Consider the following 26,467-nt stretch of genomic DNA (forward strand, 5'->3'; position numbering starts at 1 on the left):
TGTGACGTGATCTTACTCTTCGTCTTCTTCCTCAGTGTCTTCTTCTGTATCCTCTTCAGTATCTTCTTCTGTTTCTTCCTCAGACTCTTCAGCATCTTCTTCGTCTTCGTCATCTTCAACTTCAAGTGCTTCTGCGTCTAAGATATCGATTCTAACGATAACGCCGTCTTTGACAACGAGTCCTACGATCTCTCCAGCTTCAAGCTCACTTGCTGTTACGTCTTCATCGTCTTCAGCCTTTACTTCTAGGTCAGCTGCAACGTCGTAAGTCACTTCTTCTCCGTCTACAGTTTCAACTGTGATCGTACCGTAAACTTCTTCCGTTACAGACTCTTCTTCGTTGCCTTCTTCTTCATAAACATCTCCAGTTACTGTTTCTTCCTCAGATGCTTCTTCATCAGCTTCCTCGAAGTCTACTTCAACGATCGTTCCTTTTACGTCAAAAGCGTTGAATTCAAAATCCTCGCTTGCACGGTCTAAAAGTGCAGCCATTTCTGCGCGTGTCACGTTTTTGTTTGGTTTGAAAGTGCCGTCAGGATAACCAGTGATAAGCTCATTCTCAGCTGCAACGTTCACATAACCGCTAAGTCCTGCTGGGATCGCACTTGCATCAACGAAATCTGGTGTTTCAGTTAAAGCTTCTTCTGCTTGCTCTTCAAGGTCTAACGCTCTTACTAGGATTTGAGAAACCCATGCACGAGACGCTGGACGTTGTCCGTGAATACGATCTTCACCTTCAAGTAGTCCTTCTTCTAGTGCTGTTAATACAAAGCCTTTAGCCCAAGATTGATGTCTCTCGAATTGTTTTGCGTCAGAGAATGGAAGTTCTTGATCAAGGTCTTGCTCTTGTGCCACATCATCAAGTTCCATAAGACGAACAACGGTTGTGATCACTTCTACACGAGTGACAGGTTGGTTCGGGCGGAAAGTGTGGTCAGGGTAACCTGTAAATAATTCTTTTGCTCTCACGTTATTGATGAAGCCTGCTGCCCAGTGATCATCTGAGATGTCGCTGAATCCGTCTTCGCCTTCAGTCCCTTCTTCATCTGTGCCTTCCTCTTCTTCGTTGCCTTCCTCTTCATACACGTCTTGTGTCACTGTCTCTTCTTGTTGTGCTTTTTCTTGGCCTTTCGCGTTTCCTTTACCATTTCCATTGTTTGCATCGGCATACGCTGATGCTGAACCAAATACGAGTATTAAAGCAAGTGCGGCTGTTACGAACTTACGTACATTCATTTTTTAAGTTCCTCCTCTAATTTTAATTAATATATTGATGATGGCCCATACAGTTTTAGTCTGTGGTGCAGTATGTACTCTGTGGTGCCATTCATTGTCTATCTGGGCTTTCACAAATAGCTTTCGGCTTGTCCTAACTTTTTGTGAGGGGGTCGTTTGAATTTTTCTATAAAAAATGTGGAAAAAGTTAAAAAGGCACGTTCTACTTCTCCCCTCGTTTCATTCGCTATCGCTGTACCAATAATAATCATGATTAGTGCACCTATCATAGAATTAAAAAAGTAAGAGCAAGCACACGCCTTACGGTGTGCTTGCTCTTACGGGGTTCGTATACATGAACGATACAAAGATTATTCCACGTCTTCTTCAGTGTCCTCTTCTTCTTCGTTGTCTTCAACTTCTTCATCTTCCTCTTCTTCAGGAACCTCTTCTGTATCTTCCTCTTCGTCTTCATCGTCATATACATCATCTGTTACGGACTCTTCTTTTTTACCAGCGTTTTCTTCTTTCTTCTCTGCGCCTTTTCCGTTAGCGGCCTTTAGCTCTCTCGCTTCTGCACCATTGCCGTTTTCTGCTTTCTTTTCGCTAGCTTCTGCACCGTTTCCGTTAGCGCCTTTCTTTTCACTTGCTTCTTTGCCTTTCGCATTTGGTTGAGCTTCTTGCTCCTCTTGTTGTTGTTCTTCTTCAGGTGCTGTCTCAACATCCTCCTGAGTTTCGTTAGCCGCAGCAAATCCCATTGCTAGTACTAAGAAAGCTGCGCCTCCCATAATCCATTTGCGTAAGTTCATTTGCACTCTCTCCTTCGCAATTTTTTTAATTTTTAGGCTTCTCCTGCTGTCTGGTTAAAGCTTTCGATCGCTTTATGTCATTTTGTGTCGGCTTGTTTTAATTTTAGGGCTAATATCCCATACTCAGAAATCCGTTATGGGACTAAGGAAGGTTTGATTGACAGAGTAAGGGAGTTTAAAGGGTCTAAGGGTGGTCTAGGAGAGCTCTAGAGACGGCTTAAAAACGTTAATACGGAGGGCCACGAGAGCCAAAATACGTACAATAAAAAAGTACAAATGAAATAATTTAAATGAAAAAACCCCTCCAACTGAGGGCGGAGGGGTGGGCACTTGGCACTTGTGTTGATGTGCCGTCATGCGTTTTTGCTATGTGATTGTACCACTGTTTATGTTATTTAATTTTGTTCGTTTACTATTTTGTTATGTTATTTGGCTTGTGTTGTTTATGCCCTTGTTGTGTTGATGAGCTCAACGATGTTCTCGTATGCTTTACTGTAGCTGATGTTGGTACCTGATATCGGCGTCCGCTTGTTCTGAGTCTGCATTCTCAGATGACTCCTCATCTCGTAACGGTTCTCTATCTAGAAAGTGATGCACGAGCTCATGAATACGGTCTATCTCCGCTTGAGGGATCATCTCGTACGAGTATATCCCAATTTGCTGACCTTCTCCTTCTATAGAGGTGGTTTCTAAATTCTCCATATCGAATTTATAAAACGATCTGATGAGCCGGTCTAGCTCTTTTGGTTTGAGAGTCGTGGAGACATTATCTCCAACAACATCCATCATATTAAATATTCTCGTCAGGCTCCTCACTGAAAGCAGTTCGTGTCCCAGTGCTTTTAGCACACGTTGCTGTCTCTCCATACGAAGATAATCACTTGTGTAGTAACGGGAACCACGATTGTCTTTTCGTGCACGGACAAAATCTAGTGCGTTTTTACCGTCGAGGACCTGCTGACCTTCATCTAAGTTTATATTCGTTCCATCGGCAGGATCATAATATCTGATGGTTCGGTCAACATAAACGTCTACACCGCCAACGAGGTCAACGAGTTCAATGAAACCATTAAAGTCAATGGACACGTAGCCTTTGATAGGGATATCTAACCATTCTTCAATTGTCTCTATGGTATATTCCACGCCACCGATTGAAAATGTTTGATTGATCTTTTTTAACTCACCTGGGATTTTTTCCACATAACTGTCCCGAGGGATGGAGATCAGCTTCACCTTCAGTTCCTCTGGGTCAACTAACGCTAACATTAAAGTATCGGGTCGACCCGTGTCGTCTTGGTCCATCCTCTGATCTATACCGTATAATAGAAGGGCAAAAGGCTCTTGTAATTTCTCTTTAGGTTCTTTTTCTTCATCTGAATCGGGATCTTCCGTATTTTCACTCTGGTCTTCATCTACATGCCACTCGCTAAGCATATCTTGGTAACTTTGATACAACGCAAACCCACTTACTATGACTATTAATAGTATGGCTATAGAGCCCCACAAGAGTATTTTTTTCAACATGTGTCGTCACGTTCTCCTTCGTCATCAGGGACTGTAGTCCTAAAATATGTGCCTGTGCCTAAGATATAATCTTGTATGAAAGTCCTACTCTCCATAATATACCGTTTGGGTCTTATGAATGCAACGCTGAACTGGTTTTGTTGCAAAATTGTCGATTTATTTAATTAGGAGGGCGGAGGGCTTGGCAACGTTGTCCTTTCCTCCATCTATCATATAATCTCCTTTCTTTAGACATAGTAAAAGAAAGAGGTATGAACGAAGAGGTTTTTATTATATCCCAGAACCAAAATCAGCTCTCATCGTCTTGACTCATTTTGAGGGTCGGCCATAAATTGTGTACGTAAAAAAAGGTATTATGTGAACTAATTCCTTTTGTGCTGACTTGTTAAGATGATCATTCACTTTTTTTATGTTATAAGGTATAATTCGGTTAAGAACGATTTATACTTTTAAAAGAGGTTATCACAGTCTTGAGTACCACAGGACTCACCTAAATTTTTGCCAAAAGAAACCCCCACTACGGCAATAGTGGGGGTTTCGTCGTTCTATCGACGGAAGATGAACTTGAATAATCCGATTAGGATATTCTTATCTACCAGTAAATGAGAAAGCCCCCCACGATATGTAGGGGGCTATTGTTATATTATTTATGTACCTTACTACTAACAGTTAATAGCTTCTTCTATGGCTCACGATGGCAAAAGTGAGACCCATGGTCGGTCCATTCTTTTTATCAATGACCCGAAATCTTGGTCGGTGCGGGTATAATAAAATATGATAACTATGATAATGTTGCACCGACGAAAGATCTAAGGCTTTGTGCCACCAAAAGTGACACATTTTTATTTAGTAGCTGGATTGTATGGTATGTAGCTTTACTTCCCAATAGGAAGTGTATATCAAATTAACACAACTTTCAACATTTTTTTCACAAGTTTTTTCAGTCTTTTGACCTAGATTAGATCAAAAAAAGGCACACGACAGCATGCCCGTTTCCCTTCATCATGCTTTCTTCAGCTATTATTCATTTGTGTCGATCAGCCCAAACATCTCTTCTATCATGTTTACCAGCGCATCCATTGACACCACAAACGGTACGACGTGTTGTGCAAGTCTGACCGACTTAACCGTCTTTTTTAGCACCAGTTTGGTATAATCCCACTACGGCAAAAAATGGGGTTCTGTTGAGTCGTAATAATGTCGGGCCGCTTCTTCAAATTTGCCTTGTTTATATAGACAATGAGCCAGGGCCAGGGTGAGCTGTCGTTCTCTGTTATGATCCTTCACATGATGACTTAAGACTTTACCCTGCGTGTAAGCATGGTGTGCTTGCGCCATATCGCCCGTATGCATGTACGTATCACCTAGCGTTTGATACGCCTCTATGAGATGCGACGTGTATGGGGAATCTTGGTTCATAATATCCTGACAGACTTTTTGCGCCGCCACAATGTTGTCTTGAACGACGTACATTTGGGCCAAGGCCAGTTTCGTTTTCAAATATTCTTCCCCATGATCCAACTCCTTAAAAAGGGCCATACTGGACTCAAAGTACGCCTCTGCCTGCTCCACTTCACCTCGCATCCCTAATAACATCCCCAGGTTATGCTTCACTGCTGCTATATTTTTGGTGTCATGGGCTAGTGAAAAGAAGTTAAGGGCACGGTTATAATTTATCTCCGCCTCCGTGTCATTCTCTAGCTTGCGGTTACATATCCCTAAAGCCATGTTGATATGACCCGTTTTATAGTAAATACCGGATGCGTCAGACAGTGCACAAGCCTCGTTCAAATACTTTACTGCTGAGTAGTATTCTCTGAACTTACCGTGTGCAATCCCTAAGCATAACAGTAGATAGATTTTGTGCTTGGCGCTGATTTGTTCAGTAGAGGAAACGGTATACGCCTCTTGTAATAATGCAAGCGCATCGTAATGATGTTCTAGCTTCAGTAAGATATCGGCGAGAGATATTTGAGACACCAGTCTACGCTCAACGTAGATCTCTTCTTGTTTATCGGACAAGACGTTGATGCTTTTCTGCAGTAAGCGCTTGGCGTTCTGCATGCGGCCTTGTTCGGCACGTAGAAGACCCACTGACCAGTACAGTAGTGATCGGGCATAGTCGTCCAACTCGTGTAATGACACATGGGGTTTTACACGTGCAAGAATGCGTTCTGCCTCCTCAAACCGACCTTCCTCCACACAGTTGGCTAGCATTTTGACTTGTCGTACGACTTCAGTGAGTTGCATTTCATTGTTTTTAGGGCCAGCGAGCAACGCTTCAACACTCGTATTTAATTTTGCCGCAATCTTCTGCAACGTATCGTAAGAACCATTTATGACACCGCTTTCAATACGGGACAAATAGCTTCTGGTGACGATACCGTCGGCCAGCTCTTCCTGTGTCATGTTCAGTTGTCTACGACGTTCTTTTATTGTATAGCCGATGTTTTTCATCTCTGTCCTCTCCTTCTTCTCTATACTGCCAGACATATGCCTTAGTGACAATGCCACACTACACATTATGTAACATTTTTTGCGACGCGTTCAAATGTGACATTCAGTATAAAAGTCATATTGACGTCGTGGATAAATATGGTTTAATGTTAACTTATGTACACAGTATACAACACAAACAATTTTGTAAACAGATGTGTACAATATGGATAAGGAGTGGATCTCTTTGGTAAAGGGCTTAAGGTTGTTTCAACATGCAGCGATGTTAGAAAAGGCATCATCTGATGGAGGGCAACAAACGGTAGAAGAAATCTGGCCATTGATCGTGCATCAAGGGTGATACACCATGACAAAAACGGCACTGAGGTCGGAGATGGATCGGTTAAATCATTTTATTGATCATTATGGGAAAAAAGACTTCACTGTTGGCACCCTAGGACCTTCTGGCAGTAGTAGTGAGGCCGCGACGCAATTCCTTTTGGGTTCTTTCTTTGAACAGTATGAGGCAAACGTCACGCTTTATGACTCGTTTGAAATGTGTTTAGACACCCTCGGTACAGGCGACATTGATGCGGCAGTCGTACCCCACGCTTACCCCAAGATAAACTTATTCTACATGAATCCTAACCTAGAACTAACGTATATGTTCAGAATGGATACCCCAATGTATGGATTAGCTGCAAGACACGATTATGTCTTTCATGAAGAAGCGCTTACGAACGAGATCGTCCTATCTCACCCAGCACCCGTATCTCTTATGGATTTCTATTGCGCACCAAAGATAAAAGAGAAGCCTATCCAATACAAATTGATAAGTTCCACAAGCAAAGCCGCTCAGCTAGTGGCTGAAGGTCATTACAACCTAGCCCTCACGAATTGGAATGCGATACAAACATACAACCTCACGTTTGTCATGACCTTCGAGCCCATTCGCATGAGTTGGTCCATGTTTACGAAAAGGAGACTGGTCTAGCATGGTACAACAATTAAAATCTGATTATTTTCCACCCGCTCGGTTAGTGGAATGGGAAAACGGCATCAAACAGTACGCTTACAGAAGAGGCGATACAGAGGTGTTAATCTCCTACGTCCCCGCCCATACCACCGTTGATGCACATGCACATCCAGAGGTACAGATCGGCATGGTGATCCAAGGCGAGTTGTTGATGACGGTAGATGAGGAAACGCAATTGTTGACACCGTTAGCATCCGTTTATGTGGCCCCTCCGCAGACCCGTCATTCTGCTGTCAATCCATCTAGCGAGGAGACCATCGCTGTAGACATTAAACGCTTAAAACAAGATGAGGCCTATACGGTTGAGACCGACAGTTACTTTATTGCTCCCAAGTTAACGAGAGATCTTATACCTGGCATGGCGGTGACTTTCTTTTATAATCAATGGTTTGAGCTCATGCTCGCGGATATCCCACCCCACGGGGGTGAGATGCCACACCACCGTCATCGGAATGAACAGATCGGTATCTGTATCGGTGGCGGCTATGAGATGACCATTGAAAATGAAACGGTCCAAATGGATTTTGGTCGTACCTACTTTTGTGAAGCGAAAGAGTATCATAGTGCTATTAATAGACAGGCGGAAGCGTCCAAATCCATTAATCTATTCTTCCCTCCGCGATATAACAGGACGCGATCATGATGAGACCGATCTGTTTGGTCACTGGCGCTAGCAGAGGCATCGGATTAGCCATTGCTCAAGCGTTATACAACCGTCATTATACATTGATTCTAAACGCAAGAAACGCAGGGGCGCTCAAGGACGCTCAAGCGTCAATCGAAGCTCAGGCCACACGTGAGAGCCAAACACCATCTGAACGATCAGTAAGGAGTGAATGCCCCGAGATTTATCTCTATCCCGGGGATATGACAGATGAAGATGTACGGCAAGCGTTATTCACTTGGATCACCAATCATTGGGGTCAATTACACGTTCTAGTGAATAATGTCCCTAGCCAAATGAGTGTCAGACCCGAAGAGATGACACCCGCTCATATCCAATCCGCTGTAGCAGATAAATTAATTCCTTATCTTGATCTGACCAAGCAAGCGATGCCGCTCATGCAACAGCAAGCGTATGGCCGTGTCATTAATATTGTCGGTAACTTCGCTCAGGAACCGAATCCTGACATGTTTCTTAACGGGATGATTAATGCTGCTATTATGAACGCTGCCAAGTCTGTAGCAGATCAGTTGGCCCCCACGGGAATTACGGTTAATTGTGTCCATCCAGGTGTGATTGAAACGGATCGTTATCACAGCGCACGTGAGCATATTGCACACACGAGTCACATCAGTGTTGAGGATGCCACTGCAAGACTGATCAAGGATATTCCAATGAACCGGGTGGGTCAGCCACAGGAAGTAGCAGCGTTGGTGGCCTTTCTCGCTTCAGCGGAAAGTGCTTACGTCACGGGACAGAATATCTCCGTTGATGGCGGCCAACGCAGGTCAATGTAAAGTGAAGAAGGTGATGAGATAATGGTAGACACGAAAACTTTTGAGGATAAAGTGGTCATTGTCACGGGCGGTGCCGGTGGTATCGGTCTCGCCACAGTGAAGCAGTTCGCTGAACAAGGGGCCCATGTCGTCATCGCTGATATTAATCAGACGTTAGGGACCACATCCAAGTCGGCGCTTGCTGCTGAAGGCTACTCTGTTAGCTTCCAACATACCGATGTAGCGGATGAAGCGGATTGCGAGGCGTTAATGTCCCGTACAATCGAACAGTTTGGGCACTTAGATATCTTAGTCAATAATGTCGGCATTGAAGTGACGACACCGATTCATAACATGTCCATAGAAGAGTGGAACCGTGTGATGAACGTCAATCTGACCAGTGTTTTTCTATGTAGCAAACACGCCCTACAACATATGTTGAGGCAGAAAAGCGGCGCTATTGTTAATGTCAGTTCCGTCGGTGGTCTGGTCGCTTGGCCTAAGATTGCGGCCTATAACGCGTCTAAAGGCGGGGTCCTCATGCTCACGAAAGCGATGGCCAGTGACTATGCTCGAGACAACATTCGGGTAAATTGCGTCTGTCCAAGTATTATTGACTCACCCATGACAGACACGTCCATTGGGGCTGAGAATCGTGATGAAATCAAAGCTCAAAAAGCAAAATTAAATCCGATCGGTCGGTTAGGCCAGCCGGAAGACGTCGCGAGTGCGATCCTCTACTTAGCATCCGATCAAGCTTCTTTTGTCACGGGGACGGCTCTAACGGTCGATGGTGGTTATACAGCAGTGTAAGGAGTGTGAACAGCATGCAAAAAAAGAAAAGAGTCCTCGTCATCGCGGACCTTGGGGGATGTCCCCCACACAGTTTCTATGAAAGTGTAGCGGAAAAATATCATATTATCAGTTACGTTCCTCGCCCTTTTGCCATATCCGCTGGGCATGCACGCTATATGGAGGAATACTCCATCGCAGTGGTGAAGGACCCAGATATGCTACAGGATATCGAAGACTACCCACACCCCTCCTCTATTTACTGGGCTGATGGCGAATATCACAAACCTGAAGAACAAGTGGTGGCAGACATTAAAAAAGTGGCGACCTTATTTGAAGTGGATGCCATCACAACGAATAATGAATTGTTCATCGTACCCATGGCGCGCGCTTGTGATGAATTAGGCTTACGCGGAGCTGGTTATGAAGCGGCCAAAAAAGCCCGAGATAAGAATCTGATGCGTGAGTCTTTTAATCGATCGGGATTAGAAACGGTCCAAAGCCGAAGAGTGAAAAGCTTAGAGGACTTTTTACAAGCGGTCGAGGATATTGGCTTGCCTGTGGTGTTGAAGCCCACATATCTGGCCAGCTCCATTGGCGTCACCCTGATTGATGACGAAGAGCAGTTAGAGCGGACGTTTCTCGACACGGTTAAAGCGTTAGAGGGTATCCCGGTTCCCGACGCCATTACGTACGAAGCCCCGTTCATTGTGGAGCGATACTTACAAGGAGAGGCAGGAGATTGGTACGAGGAGCCCGGATACGGCGACTATGTGAGTGTAGAAGGGATGATGGTTAACGGTACTTATTATCCACTCGTCATCAATGATAAAACACCGTTAATTAAATTTACGGAGACCTCTCATATCACGCCGTCTATCCTAGATTCTGCTTCAAAAGCACTGATTATTGAAGCGGCTAGAAAAGCGAACGAAGGGTTAGGATTAGCCTACTGTTCCACCCATACGGAGCTTAAGCTTATGAAAGGGAAAAAAGTGGGTGTCATCGAAACGGCTGCCCGTTTTGGAGGATGGGACTTAATTCCTCAAATTCGCACCTCATTCGGGGTCAATGCACCCACTATGTTATGTGACCTGCTCGTCGATGGTCAATCGGATGACTTACCGCTGAAGGTTTTAGACGTCCCTCGGCAGTACTCTGCGGTGCTTAATCTGTACCTCACTGATTTTAAAACACAATATACGTTCGATTCTGATCAAATCAAGGTTCAATCCTTAGAATTGAACGAGGAAACACAGTTAGTGGGCGATACGTCTATTACCGCATTCAGTGCGCCTGAGAAAGGCACCGTTGTCAACGTGGACACGGATTTCGAGTCTTTGTACGCCTTAGCGACGGTTAATTTTGTCAGCTCGTCTCCACATGACCTGAAGCGCTCTATAGAGAACATACGCCAACATAGTGAACTCGTTTTTAGTCCTTGTACCGAACACCAACTAGAGGAGTCCAAATCATGAGTCAAGCGAATCGTACAACTAAGTTAAATAAAGATGCTAAGCTTCTGTTGGTCAGTCAGTCTGCTTCATTCATGGGAGATTACTGCGTCCTCCCTGCTATCTTAATTTTAGCGACTTATTACGGCAACTACTGGGTGGTATCCGGTGTGCTTGTCGTACGCAGTATACCGATGATCTTTCAACCCTTTCTGGGCGTCTTCGTCGATAAGTTTGAACGCAAAGTGATTATGTTCTGGACAGATATCATAAGAGGGCTATGCTTCTTAGCTCTCTTTTTTCTCCCTGAAGGAGAGTTTCCGCTTCTCTTTCTAGGCTTGTTATTCGTTTCTTATGCCAGTGGGGTGTTCTTCAACCCAGCACGATTGTCCCTGATGGCTAATCTAGGCGTGGATGTGAAACGCATCAATACGCTCTTTGCCTTAGCGACAACGCTATGTATTATTTTCGGGGCCAGTTTTGGGGCACTGTTCTTGTTCTTAATGGGATCAGTTAAAGCGGCCGTCCTCTTCAATGCCCTGTCTTACCTTTTACCCGCTGCACTGGTGTTAATGATTAAGGCAGAGTCACCCAAAATCGATAGTGTGGGATTCAGAGCACACATGCAAAGCTTTAAACGCGGGCTTTTAGAGATTAAGGGCAATGCTTATGTGCGTAACGCCGTGTACTTGATGATGACCATGGCGACAATGTGCGGCGTAGCCTACAGCTTTTATCCTTCTGTGAGTGAGGGATTTATAGACGGTGAGGTCGGCAACTTTATCTTGACGGTGGCCCTCGGTGTCGGTGGGTTCATCGGAGCGAAGTCAGTGGAACGCTGGGGATTCCAATCTCAAGTAGGGATCACGTTATTTTATATCTTGTCCTTGGCTTCTATATTATGCTTTATCTATTCACCGACGTTTATGTTCGCAATGCTTGCGGCCACGGTGTTTTATATGGCCATGGAGTTTGGGGAAGTGATAGCGAAGGTACGGGTGCATGAGAGCACAACGAATGATATACAAGGTAGAATCTTTGCTGTATCTGAGGCTTTGATCGGGCTGTGCTTGTCGCTGGGGGCCTTGTTCATCAATCTATTCTCACTTCCGGTTATCGCAGGCATCATTGGTTTAATGATTATCGCTCTGGCGGTGCAGTCTCGATCTCTGCGCCATATGACGGATAAGGAACAGCATTCAGGCTCTGCACCTGGGGTGTAATAGTCTTATAATTCTATTCTTATTAGTTCTGTCTTATCAGTTCTAGGGGTTTAACAATCTATCATGTGGGGAAACATACGCGTAAATCAACCTAGGAGGAAGACAACCATGCGTGGTACACCCTATGTGATTTATTTCATTAATATCGTCATTGGTATCGCCCAAGTGGTCTTAGGGTTACGTATTATTCTAAAGTTGTTCGGTGCGAATACGGCTGCCCCGTTCGTACAGTGGGTTTATGATACGAGTGCCCCATTACTTTACCCTTTCGAGGGTATCTTTCCGACAAGAGCATTAGATGGCTCTTTCGTCATTGAATTCTCTAGTCTGTTTGCCTTTGTTATTTATACTTTAGTGGGGTACCTTCTTACTCAGCTTGTACTGATGTTGGATAAGACGGCCAGGAAGTAGCCGGGGTTAGTCAAGATTAAGATTCATGTTCAGGTTAAGGTCCGACTAGCTTCTGATTAAAAGCCAAAAACCAGAATATAGATAACAGGAGTATGAATGACGCTGATTTAATAAAAAAACCTGTTGGGGAGCATATCACACAATGCTTCCACAACAGGTTTTTTAATGACCTTCTTCGCTCTATTCACAGGCTCTTGTCAGGCGCTAATTGGAACGCCCCATGAGCATAAGAGAGATCTCATGTACGTTATTCACGGTCGAATACGTCTGGGTCTGGACCGACACGTTGGTCTTCATTAAGGGCTGAAATCTTATCCATGTCTTCTTGGCTCAGTTCAAAATCAAAGATGTCTGCATTTTCTTTGATACGATGTGGCTTAATGGATTTCGGAATGGTCACCACTTCGTTCTGAAGATCCCAACGTAAGATCACTTGCGCTGGAGATTTATCATGTTTGTTAGCAATCTCAACGATCGTTGGGTTGTCGAGCAGTTGGCCTTGCATTAATGGAGACCATGCTTCAAGCTGTATCTGATGCTGCTTACAGAACTCATGTACCTTCTGTTGTGTCAGCTTTGGATGAAATTCTACTTGGTTCACCATCGGCTTCACTTTACAGTCTTCCATTAGCTCCTCTAGGTGGTGCGCGTTAAAGTTACTTACGCCAATCGCACGCACACGCCCTTCTTCATACAGCTTTTCGAACGCTTGCCATGTTTCCTTGAACTTCCCTTTTTTCGGTAGTGGCCAGTGAATGAGGTATAGGTCAACGTAGTCTAAGCCTAGCTTTTTTAGACTTTCATCGAACGCTTTTAGTGTAGAGTCGTAACCTTGCTCGCTATTCCATAGCTTCGTTGTCACGAAGATCTCTTCACGAGGGACGTCGGTTTCAGCTAACGCTTGGCCAACCCCTTCCTCGTTTTTGTAAACAGCTGCTGTATCTATGCTTCTATAGCCTGTGTCGAGAGCGGCTTTAACCGACTGCACGACTTCATCTCCGTCTTGAACCTTAAATACACCTAAACCAAACCTTGGCATCTCTACCCCGTTATGTAATGTGGTACGACTTTGTAAGTTCACTGTATCTACCTCCTACTCATTTGATTTCTATTATATTAGAAAATCGTACAGATACAAAATATGATGACCACAAATTTCAGTTGGCTATGCTATCATGAGGTTATGAGCCATGTGTTTATCTGAAAATATATGGGTTATGAAGAAAGCAACGTTTTGAAGCCAGTTATGTAAGCCTGTTTTGCAAGTCAGAAAAATGGATGACAAGTAAAGGAGTCGATACAATGATCAAAGGATTTCATCACACAGGCGTTAAGGTCTCTGACATGGAGCGTTCCATCGCTTTTTATGAGAAAACATTCCAGTTAGAGGTCACAAGACGTACACACATAAGCGAAGACACTGAATTATGCTTCTTATCGTTTCCTGATTCCCCCGGAGTCAGTGTGGAGTTAATTTGTGAAAAACAACAAGCAGAACCTCTAGGGGAAGGACAAGTTCATCACCTCGCTTTCCGTGTATCAAACATTGAAGAGGAAATGTCCCGTCTCAAAAGTTCAGGCCTTTCTTTTTCAACAGAGGCGCCAATAGAAGTTTTAGGCGGCCTGAAAGTGGCTTTTACTACGGGACCGGACGATGAGATTCTAGAGTTGGTTGAAGAATAGCATCTTTAAAAGCTAAATACAGGAGAAATACAAAGAGCTTGGGGGACCCCAAGCTCTTTTGTATAGGCATGACTTGATACTTATATTACGATTATATCACGCACTGTGTTATATCGTGATATGACGCTTCTGCATTATTTTTTTAAAAAAGGTATATTCCGATTAGCCCTTCCTTCTATTAGGCAATACAGACTATGTTTGGAGGAAAATGCGGGAAAGTTTTGATTAGACTTTTTACTAAAAATAACATTGACAGCGCTTTCATAAATCGGTACTTTAAATATAACGCATGTTATACTATCCGTTATATTTTTATGATGAAGGGAGCTGTCTTCATGTCCACCTATGTGCAAGAGGAAACTTGGGATCGGGAAAAGATGAGAGATTTGCAATGGGAACGGTTAAAGACAACGATCGAGCGTGTCTACGAGAACGTCCCTTTTTATCGGACAGCCTTTCAAGAGGCGCAAATTGAACCGGAGAGCATTCAATCTTTGGAGGATTTGCAGAGGCTACCTTTTACCCAAAAGCATCATTTGAGAGAACATTACCCGTTTGACCTGATCGCTACACCGATAGAAGAGGTTGTACGGTTTCATGGGTCTTCTGGGACAAGTGGTAAGCCCACGGTAGTGGCCTATACGCAACAAGACATCGATCACTGGGCAGATATCGTCGCACGTTGTATTTACATGGCAGGTGGACGACCAGGAGACATATTACACAACGCTTATGGATATGGGTTATTCACTGGGGGACTTGGCTTGCACTACGGTTCTGAGAGGCTTGGATGTGCGACTGTTCCAATATCAGGCGGTAATACATCCCGACAGATCACACTGATACAAGACTTTAAACCTCGTGTCATCTGTGCGACCCCTTCTTATCTCTTAAACATCGGTGAAACGATGAAAGAGATGGCCATCGACCCTACCACTACTTCCCTCAAATACGCTATCTTGGGTGCCGAACCGTGGTCTGAGGAGATGCGCGATTATATAGAACAGCTTTTTGATATTAAAGCTCTAGACATCTACGGTCTAAGTGAGATTATCGGACCCGGGGTGGCGATGGAGTGCCCTGAGGGACAAGATGGTCTACACATTGCTGAAGATCATTTCCTCGTTGAAGTGATTGACCCTGAAACTTTACAACCGGTGGCGGAGGGAGAAGATGGGGAGCTTGTGTTCACGTCTCTCACCAAAGAAGCGTTACCGATCATACGCTACCGTACGGGAGATATCGCCTCAATCACTCGAGAGCAGTGTGTATGTGGACGGACAACGACGAAAATGAGCCGCGTCAAAGGCCGCATAGATGACATGCTCATTATTCGTGGGGTGAACGTCTTCCCTTCAGAGATCGAGCGTTACGTGCTACAAATGGAAGCCCTATCGTCTCATTATCAGATTCATTTATCGAAAAAAGGGGTCATGGACCACGCTGTGTTACACGTTGAAGTATCAGAATCTTTCTTCGACTCTATTCCAGGTCAAGATTTGAAGCATCCGCTAGCCCAAGACCTTGTGAAAGATATTCAACATACACTAAAGGAACAAGCTCTTGTCACGATGGATGTTCAACTTAACGCACCAAATACCATCCCCCGCTCAGAGGGTAAAGCCAAGCGAATTGTGGATCAGCGTAAGGCTTCTGTCGCCCAAACATAGAGAACTGACTAACTGTGAGAGGCTGAACGCTTAGCTGTATAAGTATACATGTAAACCAAAAAACATGCCATAGTGAGTGACCATGGCATGTTTTTTGGTTCAGTTCGTCTCACTTCCTAAGCTATAAAATGGTCAATAGGAACCCCATTATAACGGCTCCCATGAATGAAACGACGACATCCCTTTTCCCAAACTTGACCCCTTCTTCAACGATGATTCTATGTCCTATGTAATAAAAAATAATTAAAACAACAAAAGATAGAACGACATTGGCTATAAAATTAATGAAAATATTAACCACTACCTTTAAGGTTTTTACTCTTAATATTTTCCAATTACACCATATCATGTTTTTTTGTTATAAGTCATTAATTGGAAGCTCATTACAAGACGGTGGTCAATAGTGTAGAAGAAGTATCTATAAATTTATAAAATAGGAGACGGAGTACTTATTGGGACAAAATAAAAGGTAGCCTATGAATACTTTTGACATATCCATAGGCTACGAGCGGCCTTGAAAAGGCCTTTTATGTGTTTTCTAAACTTGATGTCTATCCTCTTTTATTCAAATTCGATATCAACACTTCGATCTTCAGCGTTGTATTGAACGTGAGCGCCTAGGCTTTCAGTAACAAAGCGTAGCGGGACCATGACGCGTGAATTTCTTATCTCCGCAGCGATCGGCATCTCCACTTCCGCCCCGTTCACAATAGCCACTCTATTATTAAGTTGCACGGATACTTCTTCCCCGTCTAATGAGAAGGTTGCTGTTTTGGTTGTATCATCCCAGCTGACAGGGCTTTGGGTTAGGTCAGAAATATATCTTACAGGGACAAATGTATGATCCTGGTTGATATAAGGTACAGTATCCATTTGTACCGTTTGGTGGCGAATCGTTGCATGCGCTTGGTCGATGAATAAGGTTCCTTTTTTCGCGAATACCAACTCTTCTAACGCATAACGCACGATGGAGTCTTCACTTAACGTTTTGTGTAATTCTGGGTCTTCTTTTAACTCATGAGTTGTCATGATCTTATCGGTGTCTGGTCGTGGAATTTCAACCGTTTCGCCTTGGTTCCATCTGAAGCCACTCATGCTTACTTCTATTTCTACAGGTCTTTCTAGTTCACTGTTCACAAGAGGGGTCAAAGACAAACTAAATGTATTATCTAGCTTCAACGTATGGGCTTGATCATCTACATAAACGTTAAACTGACCATCAAAGTTAGCGTCAACGCCCATTTCCTGCATAAGTTCATCTTTACCCATGTATTCTAACATTAAACCCACGTCTTTCAAGGTTTGTCTCACTAATTCAAGGTTGGCTTCACGATCACCAGGAGGTAAGAATTGCGCATCTGGTTCAACAGTGCTGTTTAACTCTTCCAAAGCGACATAAAAATCATCTAATCTATCATATTCTGCTAAGTTACCAAAAGTAAATGCGAGCATATTAAACAGTTCATCAAAATCAACCGCATACTCTATATGTGTCACTTCTTTTTGTCCATCAGGTGTATCTATCGTCACCTTGCCATTCGATGAAACATTGCTTAAATCGTAATCGTACTGACTAAGATAATTTTCAATAGACGGAAGTAAAGGTTCAAGTTGATCAGTTTTGTAAAATGCCCCCTCTATCTCCTGCATCCAATCATCTGTTATTTGAATATACTCTTCATCTGCAGATGTCTTCACATAGACACCGTTAGCCGTCTTAAACCATTCCACATCTAACTCTGGAAAAGTTCTATTATGAATGGTTATTGGTTGGTCTATGTAGACGCGAACATATTCTTCATTATCTAATGTTCTCTTAGACTCCACATGCACACCGTTCTCTAGAACTTCTAACAACATCAATGTCATATCATCCAATTCGGATTGATAATCGGTCGTAAAATTGGTCTTCACTTTGAACGTTTGTTCCGCTTCAAATGACGTGCTGCCCATTTCTAAGCTCTTAAAAGCGATAGAAGTGAGGGCTGGGCTTGTACTCTGACAGCCTGCTAGAAGCAGCGCGAAAGCGACAAAGATGATCATCCCTTTTTTCATTGACTCCACTCTCCCTTACATCTTTTTTTGTAAATAAAAATACCTCATACCCAAAACGGTGAGGTTCCATTGATGTGTTGAAGCTAGACCTGTCAAAAAGGCCTCACTTAGTCTATGATGTGTATTCTAGGTCACCTAACCACGTGAATATATAAATCTATTTAGTAGTTTATATAAAAATGTGAGTCGAATCAACAATTTTTTACAAAATATTCATGATTATCAAAAGACCCCACTTGGCGTAGTAGGGTCTTTTTGATACGAGTGGTGCCTCGCTCATCATAGCGTTAAATCATCATTGTACCAATAACGCCTGCAATGATGACCACGAGCAGAATAAATGGCACTAATAGCAAGAGGAAAATAATTAATAAAGTGGCAAACGCCTTCCAGTTGGAGAAACGGTGGACCTCACTCAATCCCCCAACCAGTATGACGACGGACCATATAAACAGAGCGAGCTGTATGAGTAATACGAGGGCTGTGATGACGGCTGTTGCAGCGTTATCGGTCATTAATGGATTATTCATCACGTGAGGCCCTAATATAAGAACCCCTAAAAATAAGATTATATTAGCCACAATCAATGGTAGGTTGGACCAAGCATATACTGTGCGGGTTTCTCGATGCGAGGCCTGACCGTCTATCCAGCTTCCCACCCACTTGTACAGCGCACTTAAAAAGAAAAAAGCGATGAATCCAGCCACGAGACCGCCGACTAAAGCGAGACCAAGCCAAAGCGCGAACATAGCGCTTGAGATATCTGTCAGTCCTTGAGATAATACACCACTCACACTGGAGAGTATCACAAGTAAGATAACCATATAACGAGGGTTTGTGTTTACCAGTTTTCGAACCGTGACTTTTGGTTTCGTCCATATAGTTAGAAACGCCGATTTCATCTCTTCTGGTTCAGCATATTGTAATTGTGCCCTTGGGTCTGCAGAAGATTCCACGGTATCGTGATGGGCGTCAATCGTTGCATCCATTTCCCTTTCTTTTTCCGTTTCATTTTCAGTTTCATTTCGACCATTTTCGTAAGACATAGCGACCTCCTTTTCACTACGTTATGCCCCAAACATATTCAGCATGCTACCCATTATAGCAAAGATTTCTATCAATCTGCATCATTTAGTGCCACTCACTATGCGACATATATCGACATCAGTTTTAAACTGATGAGCAAAAAAAGCCCCCAGGACATGGGGACTCAGGAGGACTCTATTAACATTAAAGCTGTACTGACACGTATTTGGTCTCAAGAAACGATTCTAGCCCTTGATGACCGCCCTCACGTTCGAGGCCACTTTCTTTCCAACCGCCAAATGGGGCTTGCGCAACAGCAGGTACACCGTCGTTCCAACCGACGATGCCATACTCAAGGGCTTCCATCAGGCGTGTCCCTTTACTCATGCTTTCAGTGAAAAAGTAGGCAGCGAGTCCGTAGTTGGTTTGATTCGCACGTTGAATCGCTTCTTCTTCACTCTTAATTTTCTGGACTGGGGCTACAGGGCCAAAGGTCTCTTCCTGCATGACCTGCATGTCTGCTGTGACATCGGTCAATACGGTCGGTTCATAGAAGTAAACGCCTTTCTCCTGTACACCTTGCCCCCCGCAGACAAGGTTGGCACCCTTATTTAACGCATCCTGAACATGGCGCTCCACTTTTTCATAAGCTTGCACATTGATGAGGGGACCTAAGTCCGTGTTTTCGTCCATGCCGTCGCCCACTTTTAGCGTTTGGACCTGTTCTACAAAGCGAGCCACAAAAGCGTCATATATGCCTTCCTGTACGTAAATGCGATTACCGCAGACACATGTTTGGCCCGCATTTCTATATTTAGAAGCGATCACGCCTTGGACCGCCTTATCTATATCAGCATCATCAAGCACTATGATAGGGGCATGGCCACCTAGTTCTAAAGAGACTTTTTTCACTTGATCCGCACTTTGTCTCATAAGATGTCTCCCTACTTCGGTAGAGCCGGTAAACGTGATTTTGCGTACGCGCTGATCCTGCATACAAACCTCACTGAAAGCCGCAGGCTCACTCTGTACTAGCTGAATCACACCGGGTGGAAACCCTGCTTCGTGTGCGAGTTCAACCAGTTTGATTGCTGTGAGCGGTGTTTCTTCTGAAGGCTTAATCACCACAGTGCAACCAGCAGCCAGAGCAGGGGCGATTTTTCTCGTGATCATGGCTGCGGGGAAATTCCAGGGCGTAATGGCGGCCACCACACCAACGGGTTGCTTCAGGACCATCAGCCGTTTATCAGGGTGACTGGCTGGGATGGTTTCACCATAAATCCGTTTAGCTTCCTCTGCATACCATTCAATAAAAGAGGCACCGTAAATGACTTCTCCCTTCGCTTCCTTGAAGGGTTTGCCCATCTCCAAAGTGATCTGTTCAGCGATCTCCCGACGGTGTTGCATGATGAGCTGATACCAGGTGCGCAAGCGTTTAGCTCTTTCGGATGATGTCGTTTTGGACCAGTTTTGGAAAGCGTCGTGAGCGCCATCAATCGCCTCCTGTACCGTTTCCTTAGGCACAAACGAGATATGGTCTATCACCTCCCCTGTTGCCGGGTTTTTGACCTCTTGTCTGCTCCCAATGTTCCGCCAAGCGCCATTAACATAAGTTCCACCTTGCTTTTCGGTCACTTGCATCAAAAGACACCTCTCTTTATTTTGGTTTATGGTCTATTTCGCGATAGCCTAGTATTCTCCTACCTTTTTCAAGGCTAATTCTCTTTAAGGTCGATGGGGTAGCCATACTGATTTTGTTTCATGCAAGTCAATCAATGAAGCCAGTCAAGACAATGTGAGTGAGATGACCTCGATCTTCATCCGCCCAGGAATAATCCCCCGTATACGAGAGAGGCCAGAATGACAAAGGCGGGATGAACTTTCCACTTCTCTAAAAGCAAAAGACTGACAACGATAATCAAAAGCGTTTGTACGACCCCAGCCGAAAGCCATGACGTCTCGAAAAACTCAAAGGCTAAGACCCCGAGGAGAATGGCAATCGTGGGGCGGATCAGGGCTGTCATTTTCTTCACCTTAGGAGAGTCTTTAAACTTATAGAGCAAGCTGAGTAATAATACCATGGCGATCAGTGAGGGCCCAACGGTGGCAAATAAAGCAATAAAAGCCCCCAACGGTCCGCCTACTTCATAACCTACGTAGCCCGCCATTTTGGTGGCGATGGGGCCAGGTAGGGTGTTCCCAAGCGCAAGCAACTCTGCAAACTCTTCATTGCTCATCCATCCATAGCGGTTGACCACTTCATACTTGATGAGTGGAATGGAAGCGGGTCCCCCTCCGTAACCCACAATGCCGGGTATGAAAAAGGCTAAAAATAAATGCCAGTATGTCACTAAATCTATCATGCTTTAGCCGCCTCCTTCTTTTTGTTCTTTGCTAGTAAGGCATAGATGATTAAGGCACCGATGACGATCGCTGGATGGATGGAGAGAGCCGTATAGGCCAGTAAGCTCACGACGGTCAGTATAATGGTGGTTACCCAACCTAGACTTTTGCGCGATTGCTTGAAAAATGAGTAGGCGAGTACGGCCAGCATGACTCCAACAACAGGAGCAACAGCCTGTGTCATGCCTTGCACCACTCGACTATCACGGTAAGAGGACAGAAAGCCGATCAGCAGTAGCATCAGTAAAACCGTTGGTAGAACAGTGGCGGTCAATGCCGTAAACAATCCGACTAAACCACCGACACGATAGCCGATATAGCCGGCCATTTTCGTTGCAATTGGGCCAGGTAACGTGTTCCCAAGGGCCAGGACATCGCTAAATTCTTCATCTGTCATCCACTGATAACGGACAACGACTTCTTGATGCACAAGAGGGATAGAAGAAGGGCCTCCCCCGTATCCTAATATGCCTGAGCGAAAAAATCCGATGAACAGGTCTCGCTGTTTTTTAAAATCCACGTGTGACGCCTCCTGTATTTGTAAAAATCGAACTTACCAAGCTCAACATTTTACGATATAATATTGCTCAGAATCTTTTTCCAAAAAGAAAAGTGGTGGGATCATGAAAATTGATCAAACAGATCGTAAATTATTAGAAATCCTCTCGGATCATGGACGGATGTCTTATGTTGATTTAGCCAAGGAATTGGGGTTATCTCGTGTTGCCGTGAGAGAAAGAATTAACCACTTGAAGGAAGCCGGTGTCATTGAAAAGTTCAGTGTGGTGGTTAATTCTGAAAAGGTAGGTAAGTCTGTTTCCGCGTTTTTTGAAGTGGACTGTGAGCCGACTGCACTGGTTTCGGTTGCCGAGAACCTGGCTCAAAACCCTAGAGTGGCTAGCTGTTACCAGATGACAGGCCCAAGTACGTTGCATATGCACGTTCTTGTGGAGGATTTTGAGAAGTTAGAGCAGTTTATTAATGAAGAATTGTACGCACTAGAAGGCATCACGCGTGTCGAAAGCCACATTTTACTCAGACGCTTTAAAAGTCGTACGGGACTAAAACTATAACCCCATTATCTCCTTACAACTTTATCATGATTTATTAGACAGCAACAGTGCTTGAATGGCTAAACGCCCTGACTCAATGGTCAGGGCGTTTTGTTGATGTCTGGCACTTATACGGGATCTCCTTTGGCGAGTGAGTATCCTCTGGCGAATGAATATCCTCATAAGTGTTGGTAGACATCCGGTCGTGCTTACCAAGCGGCCACTTCCCCGTCTGTACGAGATTCTGTAGCCCCTGCGAGTACGCCCGTTTCAGGATCTCTCCAGATGATTTGGCCTCTGCCAAAGCTGCCGCTGTCGACGAGTTTGTGCACCCGATGTCCTTGGCGTACAAGCGCTTGCGCTATATGGTTTGGAAAATGAGGTTCGACATGAATATCCTTATCTTTGACCCATTGCCACCTTGGCGCATCTAGTGCCGCCTGTGGGTTAAGGCTGAAATCAACGGTGTTCATGACCACTTGCATATGTCCCTGCGGTTGCATAAATCCACCCATCACACCGAATGGTCCTATCGGCTGGTCCCCTTGTGATAGGAATCCAGGGATGATCGTGTGGTATGTCTTCTTCCCTGGCTCAAGCACATTGTCATGCGACGGATCTAAGGAGAAATTGTGTCCTCTGTTTTGTAAGGCGATACCTGTACCAGGGACGGCGACACCAGATCCGAATCCCATATAATTGCTTTGGATAAAGGACACCATATTTCCTTCCCCGTCTGCTGTAGCAAGGTAAACCGTACCCCCACGTGGCGGTTCGCCCGCTTCAGGTTGTAACGCTTCACTTGAGATCAGTTGCCGCCTCTGTTCCGCGTATGTATCGGATAATAAATCCTCTACACCCACACTCATCCTAGACGGATCGGTGATGTACTGTAGACCGTCAGCAAAGGCCATTTTCATCGCCTCGATTTGTTTATGGTAGCTATCTGCTGATTCTTTTTCCGTAAATGCGTAACCTTTTACAGTATTTAAGGCGAGCAGTGCAATTAAACCTTGCCCGTTTGGTGGGATTTCCCATACATCGTACCCACGATAGTTCACTTTGATCGGATCAACCCATTCAGGCTCATAGGAGGCAAGGTCTTCATAACTTAAAAAGCCCCCGTGTTCCTTACAAAAGGCGTCGATTTGCTCTGCAATAGCCCCACGGTAAAACGTTTCGGCGTCGCTTTCTCCAATGGCTCTTAGTGTCTGGGCATGCCCTGGCGACCGCCATATCTCACCGATTTCTGGTGCTCTACCATCTGGGGCGAACGTCTCAAACCACCCTTCAAATTCTGGGCCTTTTAGATTTTGTTTATATATCTTATAAGCCGCTTTCCAATACTTCCCTAAGATTGGTGAAAGCGGGAAGCCTTCTTCCGCATAGTCAATGGCAGGCTGTAAGACGTCTCGGAGTGGTAATCGACCAAACCGCTTCGATAACGCTGCCCATCCCCCTGGGGTACCCGGGACAGTGATAGGCACCATGCCATGTTTGGGTAATTCTTTCTCGTATCCTAACGCTTTGACCTTATCTACTGAGATCCCTTTCGGCGCTGGACCGCTTGCGTTAAGCCCGTGGAGCTTGCCCTCCGTCCATACGAGCGCAAAAGCATCACTCCCAATCCCATTTGACGTAGGCTCCAGTACAGTCAAGCACGCAGCTGTGGCAATAGCCGCATCTATGGCATTCCCGCCTTGTTTTAAAATATCTCTGCCAGCTTGTGCGGCCAGTGGTTGTGATGTTGCCACCATACCTTTTCTACCATAGACGGTCATGCGTTGAGATGGATAAGGCTGATATAAAGAATCATATGACATCATTTGCTAAAATTCCCCCTTTTAGGATGCTCTCTGTCCATTTTTGTTTTTTCAAAATTGGGTAATCTCTCATGCATCACCAAAAAACTATACCCTAACTTCAGAAAGTAAAATGATAGGATTGTTATCAAAAATAATAGTATAAAGGACTTATCCCTTTCTTTTTGTCTAGATTTTATTATAAAGTATAACTTTTCGTAAGTCTACATAGTCCCCATGTTACCAGTTAAAATGGTTGTTTCGTCCTACAGGAAAAGCTTGATTCTTGTAGAAGTATTGTAGATATAGTCGAAAAAAAGAAAGGGAATGTACCATGGATGCGTCTCATAGATCACTAAGATTAAGAGCATTTATACTTCCAACTTTATATACGATATGCGTGGGGCTGGGGCTCGTATTACTCCCACTGGACATGCTTGATTGGCGCTTCACACTCGTATTTGCCATCAGTTTTATCATCCTTTGGCAATGGGGGAGCATTCCATATCATAAAAAGTTCGGGTACACCTTCGGTTCTCCATTGTACTACAGTACGGTGTTTCTTTTTGGACTGGAAACAACGATGGTATCACTCTTGTTAGCAGCCAGTTATTTTTATTTTTATCAAGCTTATTTCTCACCAAACGAGAGTTCTCTAGGTCGTTTGTCCTACGTATTTATGCTCTCAGCTACCGTTGCCACTTGTTACTTTACGTTCGTACTGATTGGTGGCGAAGTCGGTATGTTTAGCTGGGACCAGTTCCCTTACTATATCATCGCTATGATCGTCAGTATGGCCATCGATTCTGTCATTACGTTTATTCAGGTTCGTTCTTATCAGTATGTTGAGTCTGCTCAATATTATTTAGTAGCGACCATACTTACTTTTATCCTCCTTATGACGGTTTCCCATTCTACATTATTTGGTGTTATTTTCTTTGTTGGTTTGAATGTACTGATCGCTTTATTATTTAAAAGGCAACGACTACGCTTTGAAAAAATTTACAAAAGGGCTTATTTTGATAACCTAACGGGCTTACCCAACCGCTTTTTATTTACTGAAAAAATGGAGCTACAGGGGAAAAAGATTCAGCCTGAGAAAAAACAAGTCAATATATTGCTTATCGGCATCGATCGTTTTAAGCTTATTAACGATATTATGGGGCATGCCAGTTCCGATAGACTGTTAAAAATGGTCGCTGAACGCTTGCTTAGCGTGGCCCCCGTAACAGACCAGGTTTATCGTGTAGGTGGAGATGAATTTGCTTTTCTGCTTACGAAGGAAGACAGCAACAGCGCTGACCAAACGGCCCAATATATTCTAGACGTCTTTAAAACGCCTTTTGTTGTGGATGAACAAGAAATCCATCTTTCTGTTAGTGTGGGAGGCTGCTACTGGAATATGGAAAAGGATTCAGTCGGTGAAGTGACCAAATATGCTGAAGTGGCCTTAGCGGAAGCCAAAAAGAATGGCGGACATACCTATAGTAAGTTTACCGAAGACATGCGGCAGGATACGCTCAACCGCTTGCAGATGGGGCTTGATCTAGCTAAAGCGATCGAGCGGAATGAATTAGAGATTTTTTATCAGCCACAATTTTGCACAGCGACAAAAGAACTGGTCGGGGCAGAAGCGCTACTGAGATGGAAACATCCGGAACATGGGTACGTTCCCCCGAATAAGTTCATCCCTATTGCAGAGGAAAACGGTCAAATTATCCCAATAGGCGATTGGATTATCCGCACGGCTTGCCAACAATTAAAGCAATGGGAGAAGGACGGATACTCTAGTATACAGATGTCGATTAACTTATCCTCTCGACAGTTCCAACAGAAGGACTTGCTCCATGTGATCAAGGAAACTCTAGAGGAAACGAAGGTGAAGGCACAATTTCTAAAGCTTGAGATTACCGAAAGTGTGGCCATGACGAATGAGCATATGGTCCTTGAGCGTCTTTTCTCCTTAAAAAAATTAGGCATTCAGCTTTCATTAGATGACTTTGGCACAGGGTATTCTTCCATGTCGTACTTACAACGTTTTCCGCTCGATGCCATGAAGGTAGATCGTTCCTTCATACGTGACATCCATCAAAATAAGCGTAATTACGCCATTGTCAAATCTACGATTGCGTTGGCGCAGAGTCTCGGTTTAGAAGTGGTCGCTGAAGGCGTGGAAACGGAAGAGGAATTCGAGGTTGTCCGAAAATTAAAAGGGGATATGGTTCAGGGCTTCCTACTGGGTCGGCCGCTACCTAACCATGAGTTTGAAGCGATGTTAGCGAAACAGGAGTATGCGATTTAACTCAAGATTATACTTTTGGATTAATAGCTTTTAATGGCTTAATGGACGGTTTATGGACTCTCCAACAGTCTGAGATCAAAAAGAGAATGGGGCGTTGTCCCATTCTCTTTTTGATTTATATCCCAATATGCTAA

The 26,467-nt window shown here is 44.2% G+C and carries 23 protein-coding genes; 11 read left to right on the top strand and 12 right to left on the bottom strand.

What is annotated here, in order from left to right; translation table 11 throughout:
* Positions 1 to 12: 12 nt before the first annotated feature.
* The 5 genes from JKM87_RS07150 to JKM87_RS07170 all read right to left on the bottom strand — a co-directional run bounded on the left by JKM87_RS07150 (position 13) and on the right by JKM87_RS07170 (position 6,005).
* Positions 13 to 1,236, bottom strand: coding sequence for an S-layer homology domain-containing protein (locus tag JKM87_RS07150; protein WP_202079456.1), 1,224 nt, complete (start codon positions 1,234 to 1,236; stop codon positions 13 to 15).
* A gap of 110 nt (positions 1,237 to 1,346) precedes the next feature.
* Positions 1,347 to 1,505 carry a hypothetical protein gene (locus JKM87_RS07155; protein ID WP_202079458.1) on the bottom strand — a complete coding sequence of 53 codons (159 nt, stop codon included), beginning with the start codon at positions 1,503 to 1,505 and terminating at the stop codon, positions 1,347 to 1,349.
* Positions 1,506 to 1,586: 81 nt separating this feature from the next.
* Entirely contained in the window at positions 1,587 to 2,024 is a 438-nt protein-coding gene (locus JKM87_RS07160) for a hypothetical protein (protein ID WP_202079460.1), read from the bottom strand.
* 489 nt (positions 2,025 to 2,513) lie between these two features.
* Positions 2,514 to 3,548, bottom strand: a complete 1,035-nt coding sequence (locus tag JKM87_RS07165; RefSeq protein ID WP_202079462.1) for an LCP family protein — start codon at positions 3,546 to 3,548, stop codon at positions 2,514 to 2,516.
* Positions 3,549 to 4,709: 1,161 nt separating this feature from the next.
* Positions 4,710 to 6,005: a tetratricopeptide repeat protein gene (locus tag JKM87_RS07170; RefSeq protein ID WP_202079464.1), complete on the bottom strand. Its 1,296-nt coding sequence runs from the start codon at positions 6,003 to 6,005 to the stop codon at positions 4,710 to 4,712.
* Between the two features lie 346 nt (positions 6,006 to 6,351).
* Here JKM87_RS07170 and JKM87_RS07175 point away from each other — a divergent pair, with 346 nt between their 5' ends.
* The 7 genes from JKM87_RS07175 to JKM87_RS07205 all read left to right on the top strand — a co-directional run bounded on the left by JKM87_RS07175 (position 6,352) and on the right by JKM87_RS07205 (position 12,340).
* Complete coding sequence (locus JKM87_RS07175) at positions 6,352 to 6,978, top strand: type 2 periplasmic-binding domain-containing protein (RefSeq protein WP_202079466.1); 627 nt, start codon at positions 6,352 to 6,354, stop codon at positions 6,976 to 6,978.
* Between the two features lies 1 nt (position 6,979).
* Complete coding sequence (locus JKM87_RS07180; RefSeq protein ID WP_202079468.1) at positions 6,980 to 7,663, top strand: cupin domain-containing protein; 684 nt, start codon at positions 6,980 to 6,982, stop codon at positions 7,661 to 7,663.
* Positions 7,663 to 8,481 carry an SDR family oxidoreductase gene (locus JKM87_RS07185; RefSeq protein ID WP_202079470.1) on the top strand — a complete coding sequence of 273 codons (819 nt, stop codon included), beginning with the start codon at positions 7,663 to 7,665 and terminating at the stop codon, positions 8,479 to 8,481. Before JKM87_RS07180 ends, JKM87_RS07185 begins: the two co-directional genes overlap by 1 nt.
* Positions 8,482 to 8,502: 21 nt before the next feature.
* Positions 8,503 to 9,273, top strand: coding sequence for an SDR family NAD(P)-dependent oxidoreductase (locus JKM87_RS07190; protein WP_202079472.1), 771 nt, complete (start codon positions 8,503 to 8,505; stop codon positions 9,271 to 9,273).
* Between the two features lie 14 nt (positions 9,274 to 9,287).
* Positions 9,288 to 10,730: an ATP-grasp domain-containing protein gene (locus JKM87_RS07195; RefSeq protein WP_202079474.1), complete on the top strand. Its 1,443-nt coding sequence runs from the start codon at positions 9,288 to 9,290 to the stop codon at positions 10,728 to 10,730.
* The gene (locus JKM87_RS07200; RefSeq protein WP_202079476.1) at positions 10,727 to 11,929 is read left to right on the top strand and encodes an MFS transporter; all 1,203 of its coding nucleotides are present in this window, start codon (positions 10,727 to 10,729) and stop codon (positions 11,927 to 11,929) included. The genes JKM87_RS07195 and JKM87_RS07200 overlap by 4 nt, the downstream gene beginning before the upstream one ends.
* 108 nt (positions 11,930 to 12,037) lie before the next feature.
* On the top strand, positions 12,038 to 12,340 hold the full coding sequence (locus JKM87_RS07205) for a YggT family protein (protein ID WP_202079478.1): 303 nt from the start codon (positions 12,038 to 12,040) through the stop codon (positions 12,338 to 12,340).
* A gap of 247 nt (positions 12,341 to 12,587) precedes the next feature.
* On the opposite strand, the gene JKM87_RS07210 is transcribed toward JKM87_RS07205, so the two are convergent.
* Positions 12,588 to 13,379 (bottom strand): aldo/keto reductase, encoded by a 792-nt coding sequence (locus JKM87_RS07210; RefSeq protein WP_202079564.1) that lies wholly within the window; start codon positions 13,377 to 13,379, stop codon positions 12,588 to 12,590.
* 263 nt (positions 13,380 to 13,642) lie between these two features.
* On the opposite strand from JKM87_RS07210, the gene JKM87_RS07215 reads away from it, so the two are divergent.
* Together JKM87_RS07215 and paaK are read left to right on the top strand one after the other, a co-directional pair.
* Positions 13,643 to 14,023 (top strand): VOC family protein, encoded by a 381-nt coding sequence (locus tag JKM87_RS07215; RefSeq protein WP_202079480.1) that lies wholly within the window; start codon positions 13,643 to 13,645, stop codon positions 14,021 to 14,023.
* 335 nt (positions 14,024 to 14,358) lie between these two features.
* Positions 14,359 to 15,693: a phenylacetate--CoA ligase PaaK gene (gene paaK / locus JKM87_RS07220; protein ID WP_202079483.1), complete on the top strand. Its 1,335-nt coding sequence runs from the start codon at positions 14,359 to 14,361 to the stop codon at positions 15,691 to 15,693.
* A gap of 561 nt (positions 15,694 to 16,254) precedes the next feature.
* On the opposite strand, the gene JKM87_RS07225 is transcribed toward paaK, so the two are convergent.
* The 5 genes from JKM87_RS07225 to JKM87_RS07245 all read right to left on the bottom strand — a co-directional run bounded on the left by JKM87_RS07225 (position 16,255) and on the right by JKM87_RS07245 (position 21,697).
* Positions 16,255 to 17,748 carry a stalk domain-containing protein gene (locus JKM87_RS07225; protein WP_202079485.1) on the bottom strand — a complete coding sequence of 498 codons (1,494 nt, stop codon included), beginning with the start codon at positions 17,746 to 17,748 and terminating at the stop codon, positions 16,255 to 16,257.
* Between the two features lie 287 nt (positions 17,749 to 18,035).
* Positions 18,036 to 18,794 (bottom strand): Yip1 family protein, encoded by a 759-nt coding sequence (locus tag JKM87_RS07230; RefSeq protein ID WP_202079487.1) that lies wholly within the window; start codon positions 18,792 to 18,794, stop codon positions 18,036 to 18,038.
* Between the two features lie 184 nt (positions 18,795 to 18,978).
* Positions 18,979 to 20,415, bottom strand: coding sequence for an NAD-dependent succinate-semialdehyde dehydrogenase (locus tag JKM87_RS07235; RefSeq protein WP_202079489.1), 1,437 nt, complete (start codon positions 20,413 to 20,415; stop codon positions 18,979 to 18,981).
* Positions 20,416 to 20,591: 176 nt separating this feature from the next.
* Positions 20,592 to 21,125: a chromate transporter gene (locus JKM87_RS07240; protein WP_336885148.1), complete on the bottom strand. Its 534-nt coding sequence runs from the start codon at positions 21,123 to 21,125 to the stop codon at positions 20,592 to 20,594.
* Positions 21,126 to 21,133: 8 nt separating this feature from the next.
* The gene (locus JKM87_RS07245; protein WP_202079493.1) at positions 21,134 to 21,697 is read right to left on the bottom strand and encodes a chromate transporter; all 564 of its coding nucleotides are present in this window, start codon (positions 21,695 to 21,697) and stop codon (positions 21,134 to 21,136) included.
* Between the two features lie 103 nt (positions 21,698 to 21,800).
* Here JKM87_RS07245 and JKM87_RS07250 point away from each other — a divergent pair, with 103 nt between their 5' ends.
* A complete protein-coding gene (locus tag JKM87_RS07250) occupies positions 21,801 to 22,250 on the top strand; it encodes an Lrp/AsnC family transcriptional regulator (RefSeq protein ID WP_202079495.1) in 450 nt (149 codons plus the stop codon).
* A gap of 188 nt (positions 22,251 to 22,438) precedes the next feature.
* Here JKM87_RS07250 and JKM87_RS07255 read toward each other — a convergent pair whose 3' ends face one another.
* Complete coding sequence (locus JKM87_RS07255; protein WP_419761836.1) at positions 22,439 to 24,055, bottom strand: gamma-glutamyltransferase family protein; 1,617 nt, start codon at positions 24,053 to 24,055, stop codon at positions 22,439 to 22,441.
* Positions 24,056 to 24,365: 310 nt separating this feature from the next.
* On the opposite strand from JKM87_RS07255, the gene JKM87_RS07260 reads away from it, so the two are divergent.
* Entirely contained in the window at positions 24,366 to 26,333 is a 1,968-nt protein-coding gene (locus JKM87_RS07260) for a putative bifunctional diguanylate cyclase/phosphodiesterase (RefSeq protein ID WP_202079497.1), read from the top strand.
* Positions 26,334 to 26,467 lie beyond the last annotated feature (134 nt).

It is taken from the genome of Caldalkalibacillus salinus (genome assembly GCF_016745835.1).
Classification (GTDB): domain Bacteria; phylum Bacillota; class Bacilli; order Caldalkalibacillales; family JCM-10596; genus Caldalkalibacillus_A; species Caldalkalibacillus_A salinus.

What these genes read in the sequence shown, in the direction of transcription:
- JKM87_RS07150 (WP_202079456.1), bottom strand. Translation starts at nt 1,236, where the DNA reads ATGAATGTACGTAAGTTCGTAACAGCCGCACTTGCTTTAATACTCGTA.
- JKM87_RS07230 (WP_202079487.1), bottom strand. Translation starts at nt 18,794, where the DNA reads ATGTCTTACGAAAATGGTCGAAATGAAACTGAAAATGAAACGGAAAAA.
- JKM87_RS07170 (WP_202079464.1), bottom strand. Translation starts at nt 6,005, where the DNA reads ATGAAAAACATCGGCTATACAATAAAAGAACGTCGTAGACAACTGAAC.
- JKM87_RS07225 (WP_202079485.1), bottom strand. Translation starts at nt 17,748, where the DNA reads ATGAAAAAAGGGATGATCATCTTTGTCGCTTTCGCGCTGCTTCTAGCA.
- JKM87_RS07180 (WP_202079468.1), top strand. Translation starts at nt 6,980, where the DNA reads ATGGTACAACAATTAAAATCTGATTATTTTCCACCCGCTCGGTTAGTG.
- JKM87_RS07165 (WP_202079462.1), bottom strand. Translation starts at nt 3,548, where the DNA reads ATGTTGAAAAAAATACTCTTGTGGGGCTCTATAGCCATACTATTAATA.
- JKM87_RS07260 (WP_202079497.1), top strand. Translation starts at nt 24,366, where the DNA reads ATGGATGCGTCTCATAGATCACTAAGATTAAGAGCATTTATACTTCCA.
- JKM87_RS07200 (WP_202079476.1), top strand. Translation starts at nt 10,727, where the DNA reads ATGAGTCAAGCGAATCGTACAACTAAGTTAAATAAAGATGCTAAGCTT.
- JKM87_RS07250 (WP_202079495.1), top strand. Translation starts at nt 21,801, where the DNA reads ATGAAAATTGATCAAACAGATCGTAAATTATTAGAAATCCTCTCGGAT.
- JKM87_RS07190 (WP_202079472.1), top strand. Translation starts at nt 8,503, where the DNA reads ATGGTAGACACGAAAACTTTTGAGGATAAAGTGGTCATTGTCACGGGC.
- JKM87_RS07215 (WP_202079480.1), top strand. Translation starts at nt 13,643, where the DNA reads ATGATCAAAGGATTTCATCACACAGGCGTTAAGGTCTCTGACATGGAG.
- JKM87_RS07155 (WP_202079458.1), bottom strand. Translation starts at nt 1,505, where the DNA reads ATGATAGGTGCACTAATCATGATTATTATTGGTACAGCGATAGCGAAT.
- JKM87_RS07235 (WP_202079489.1), bottom strand. Translation starts at nt 20,415, where the DNA reads ATGCAAGTGACCGAAAAGCAAGGTGGAACTTATGTTAATGGCGCTTGG.
- JKM87_RS07185 (WP_202079470.1), top strand. Translation starts at nt 7,663, where the DNA reads ATGAGACCGATCTGTTTGGTCACTGGCGCTAGCAGAGGCATCGGATTA.
- JKM87_RS07205 (WP_202079478.1), top strand. Translation starts at nt 12,038, where the DNA reads ATGCGTGGTACACCCTATGTGATTTATTTCATTAATATCGTCATTGGT.
- paaK (WP_202079483.1), top strand. Translation starts at nt 14,359, where the DNA reads ATGTCCACCTATGTGCAAGAGGAAACTTGGGATCGGGAAAAGATGAGA.
- JKM87_RS07195 (WP_202079474.1), top strand. Translation starts at nt 9,288, where the DNA reads ATGCAAAAAAAGAAAAGAGTCCTCGTCATCGCGGACCTTGGGGGATGT.
- JKM87_RS07160 (WP_202079460.1), bottom strand. Translation starts at nt 2,024, where the DNA reads ATGAACTTACGCAAATGGATTATGGGAGGCGCAGCTTTCTTAGTACTA.
- JKM87_RS07255 (WP_419761836.1), bottom strand. Translation starts at nt 24,055, where the DNA reads ATGATGTCATATGATTCTTTATATCAGCCTTATCCATCTCAACGCATG.
- JKM87_RS07210 (WP_202079564.1), bottom strand. Translation starts at nt 13,379, where the DNA reads ATGCCAAGGTTTGGTTTAGGTGTATTTAAGGTTCAAGACGGAGATGAA.
- JKM87_RS07175 (WP_202079466.1), top strand. Translation starts at nt 6,352, where the DNA reads ATGACAAAAACGGCACTGAGGTCGGAGATGGATCGGTTAAATCATTTT.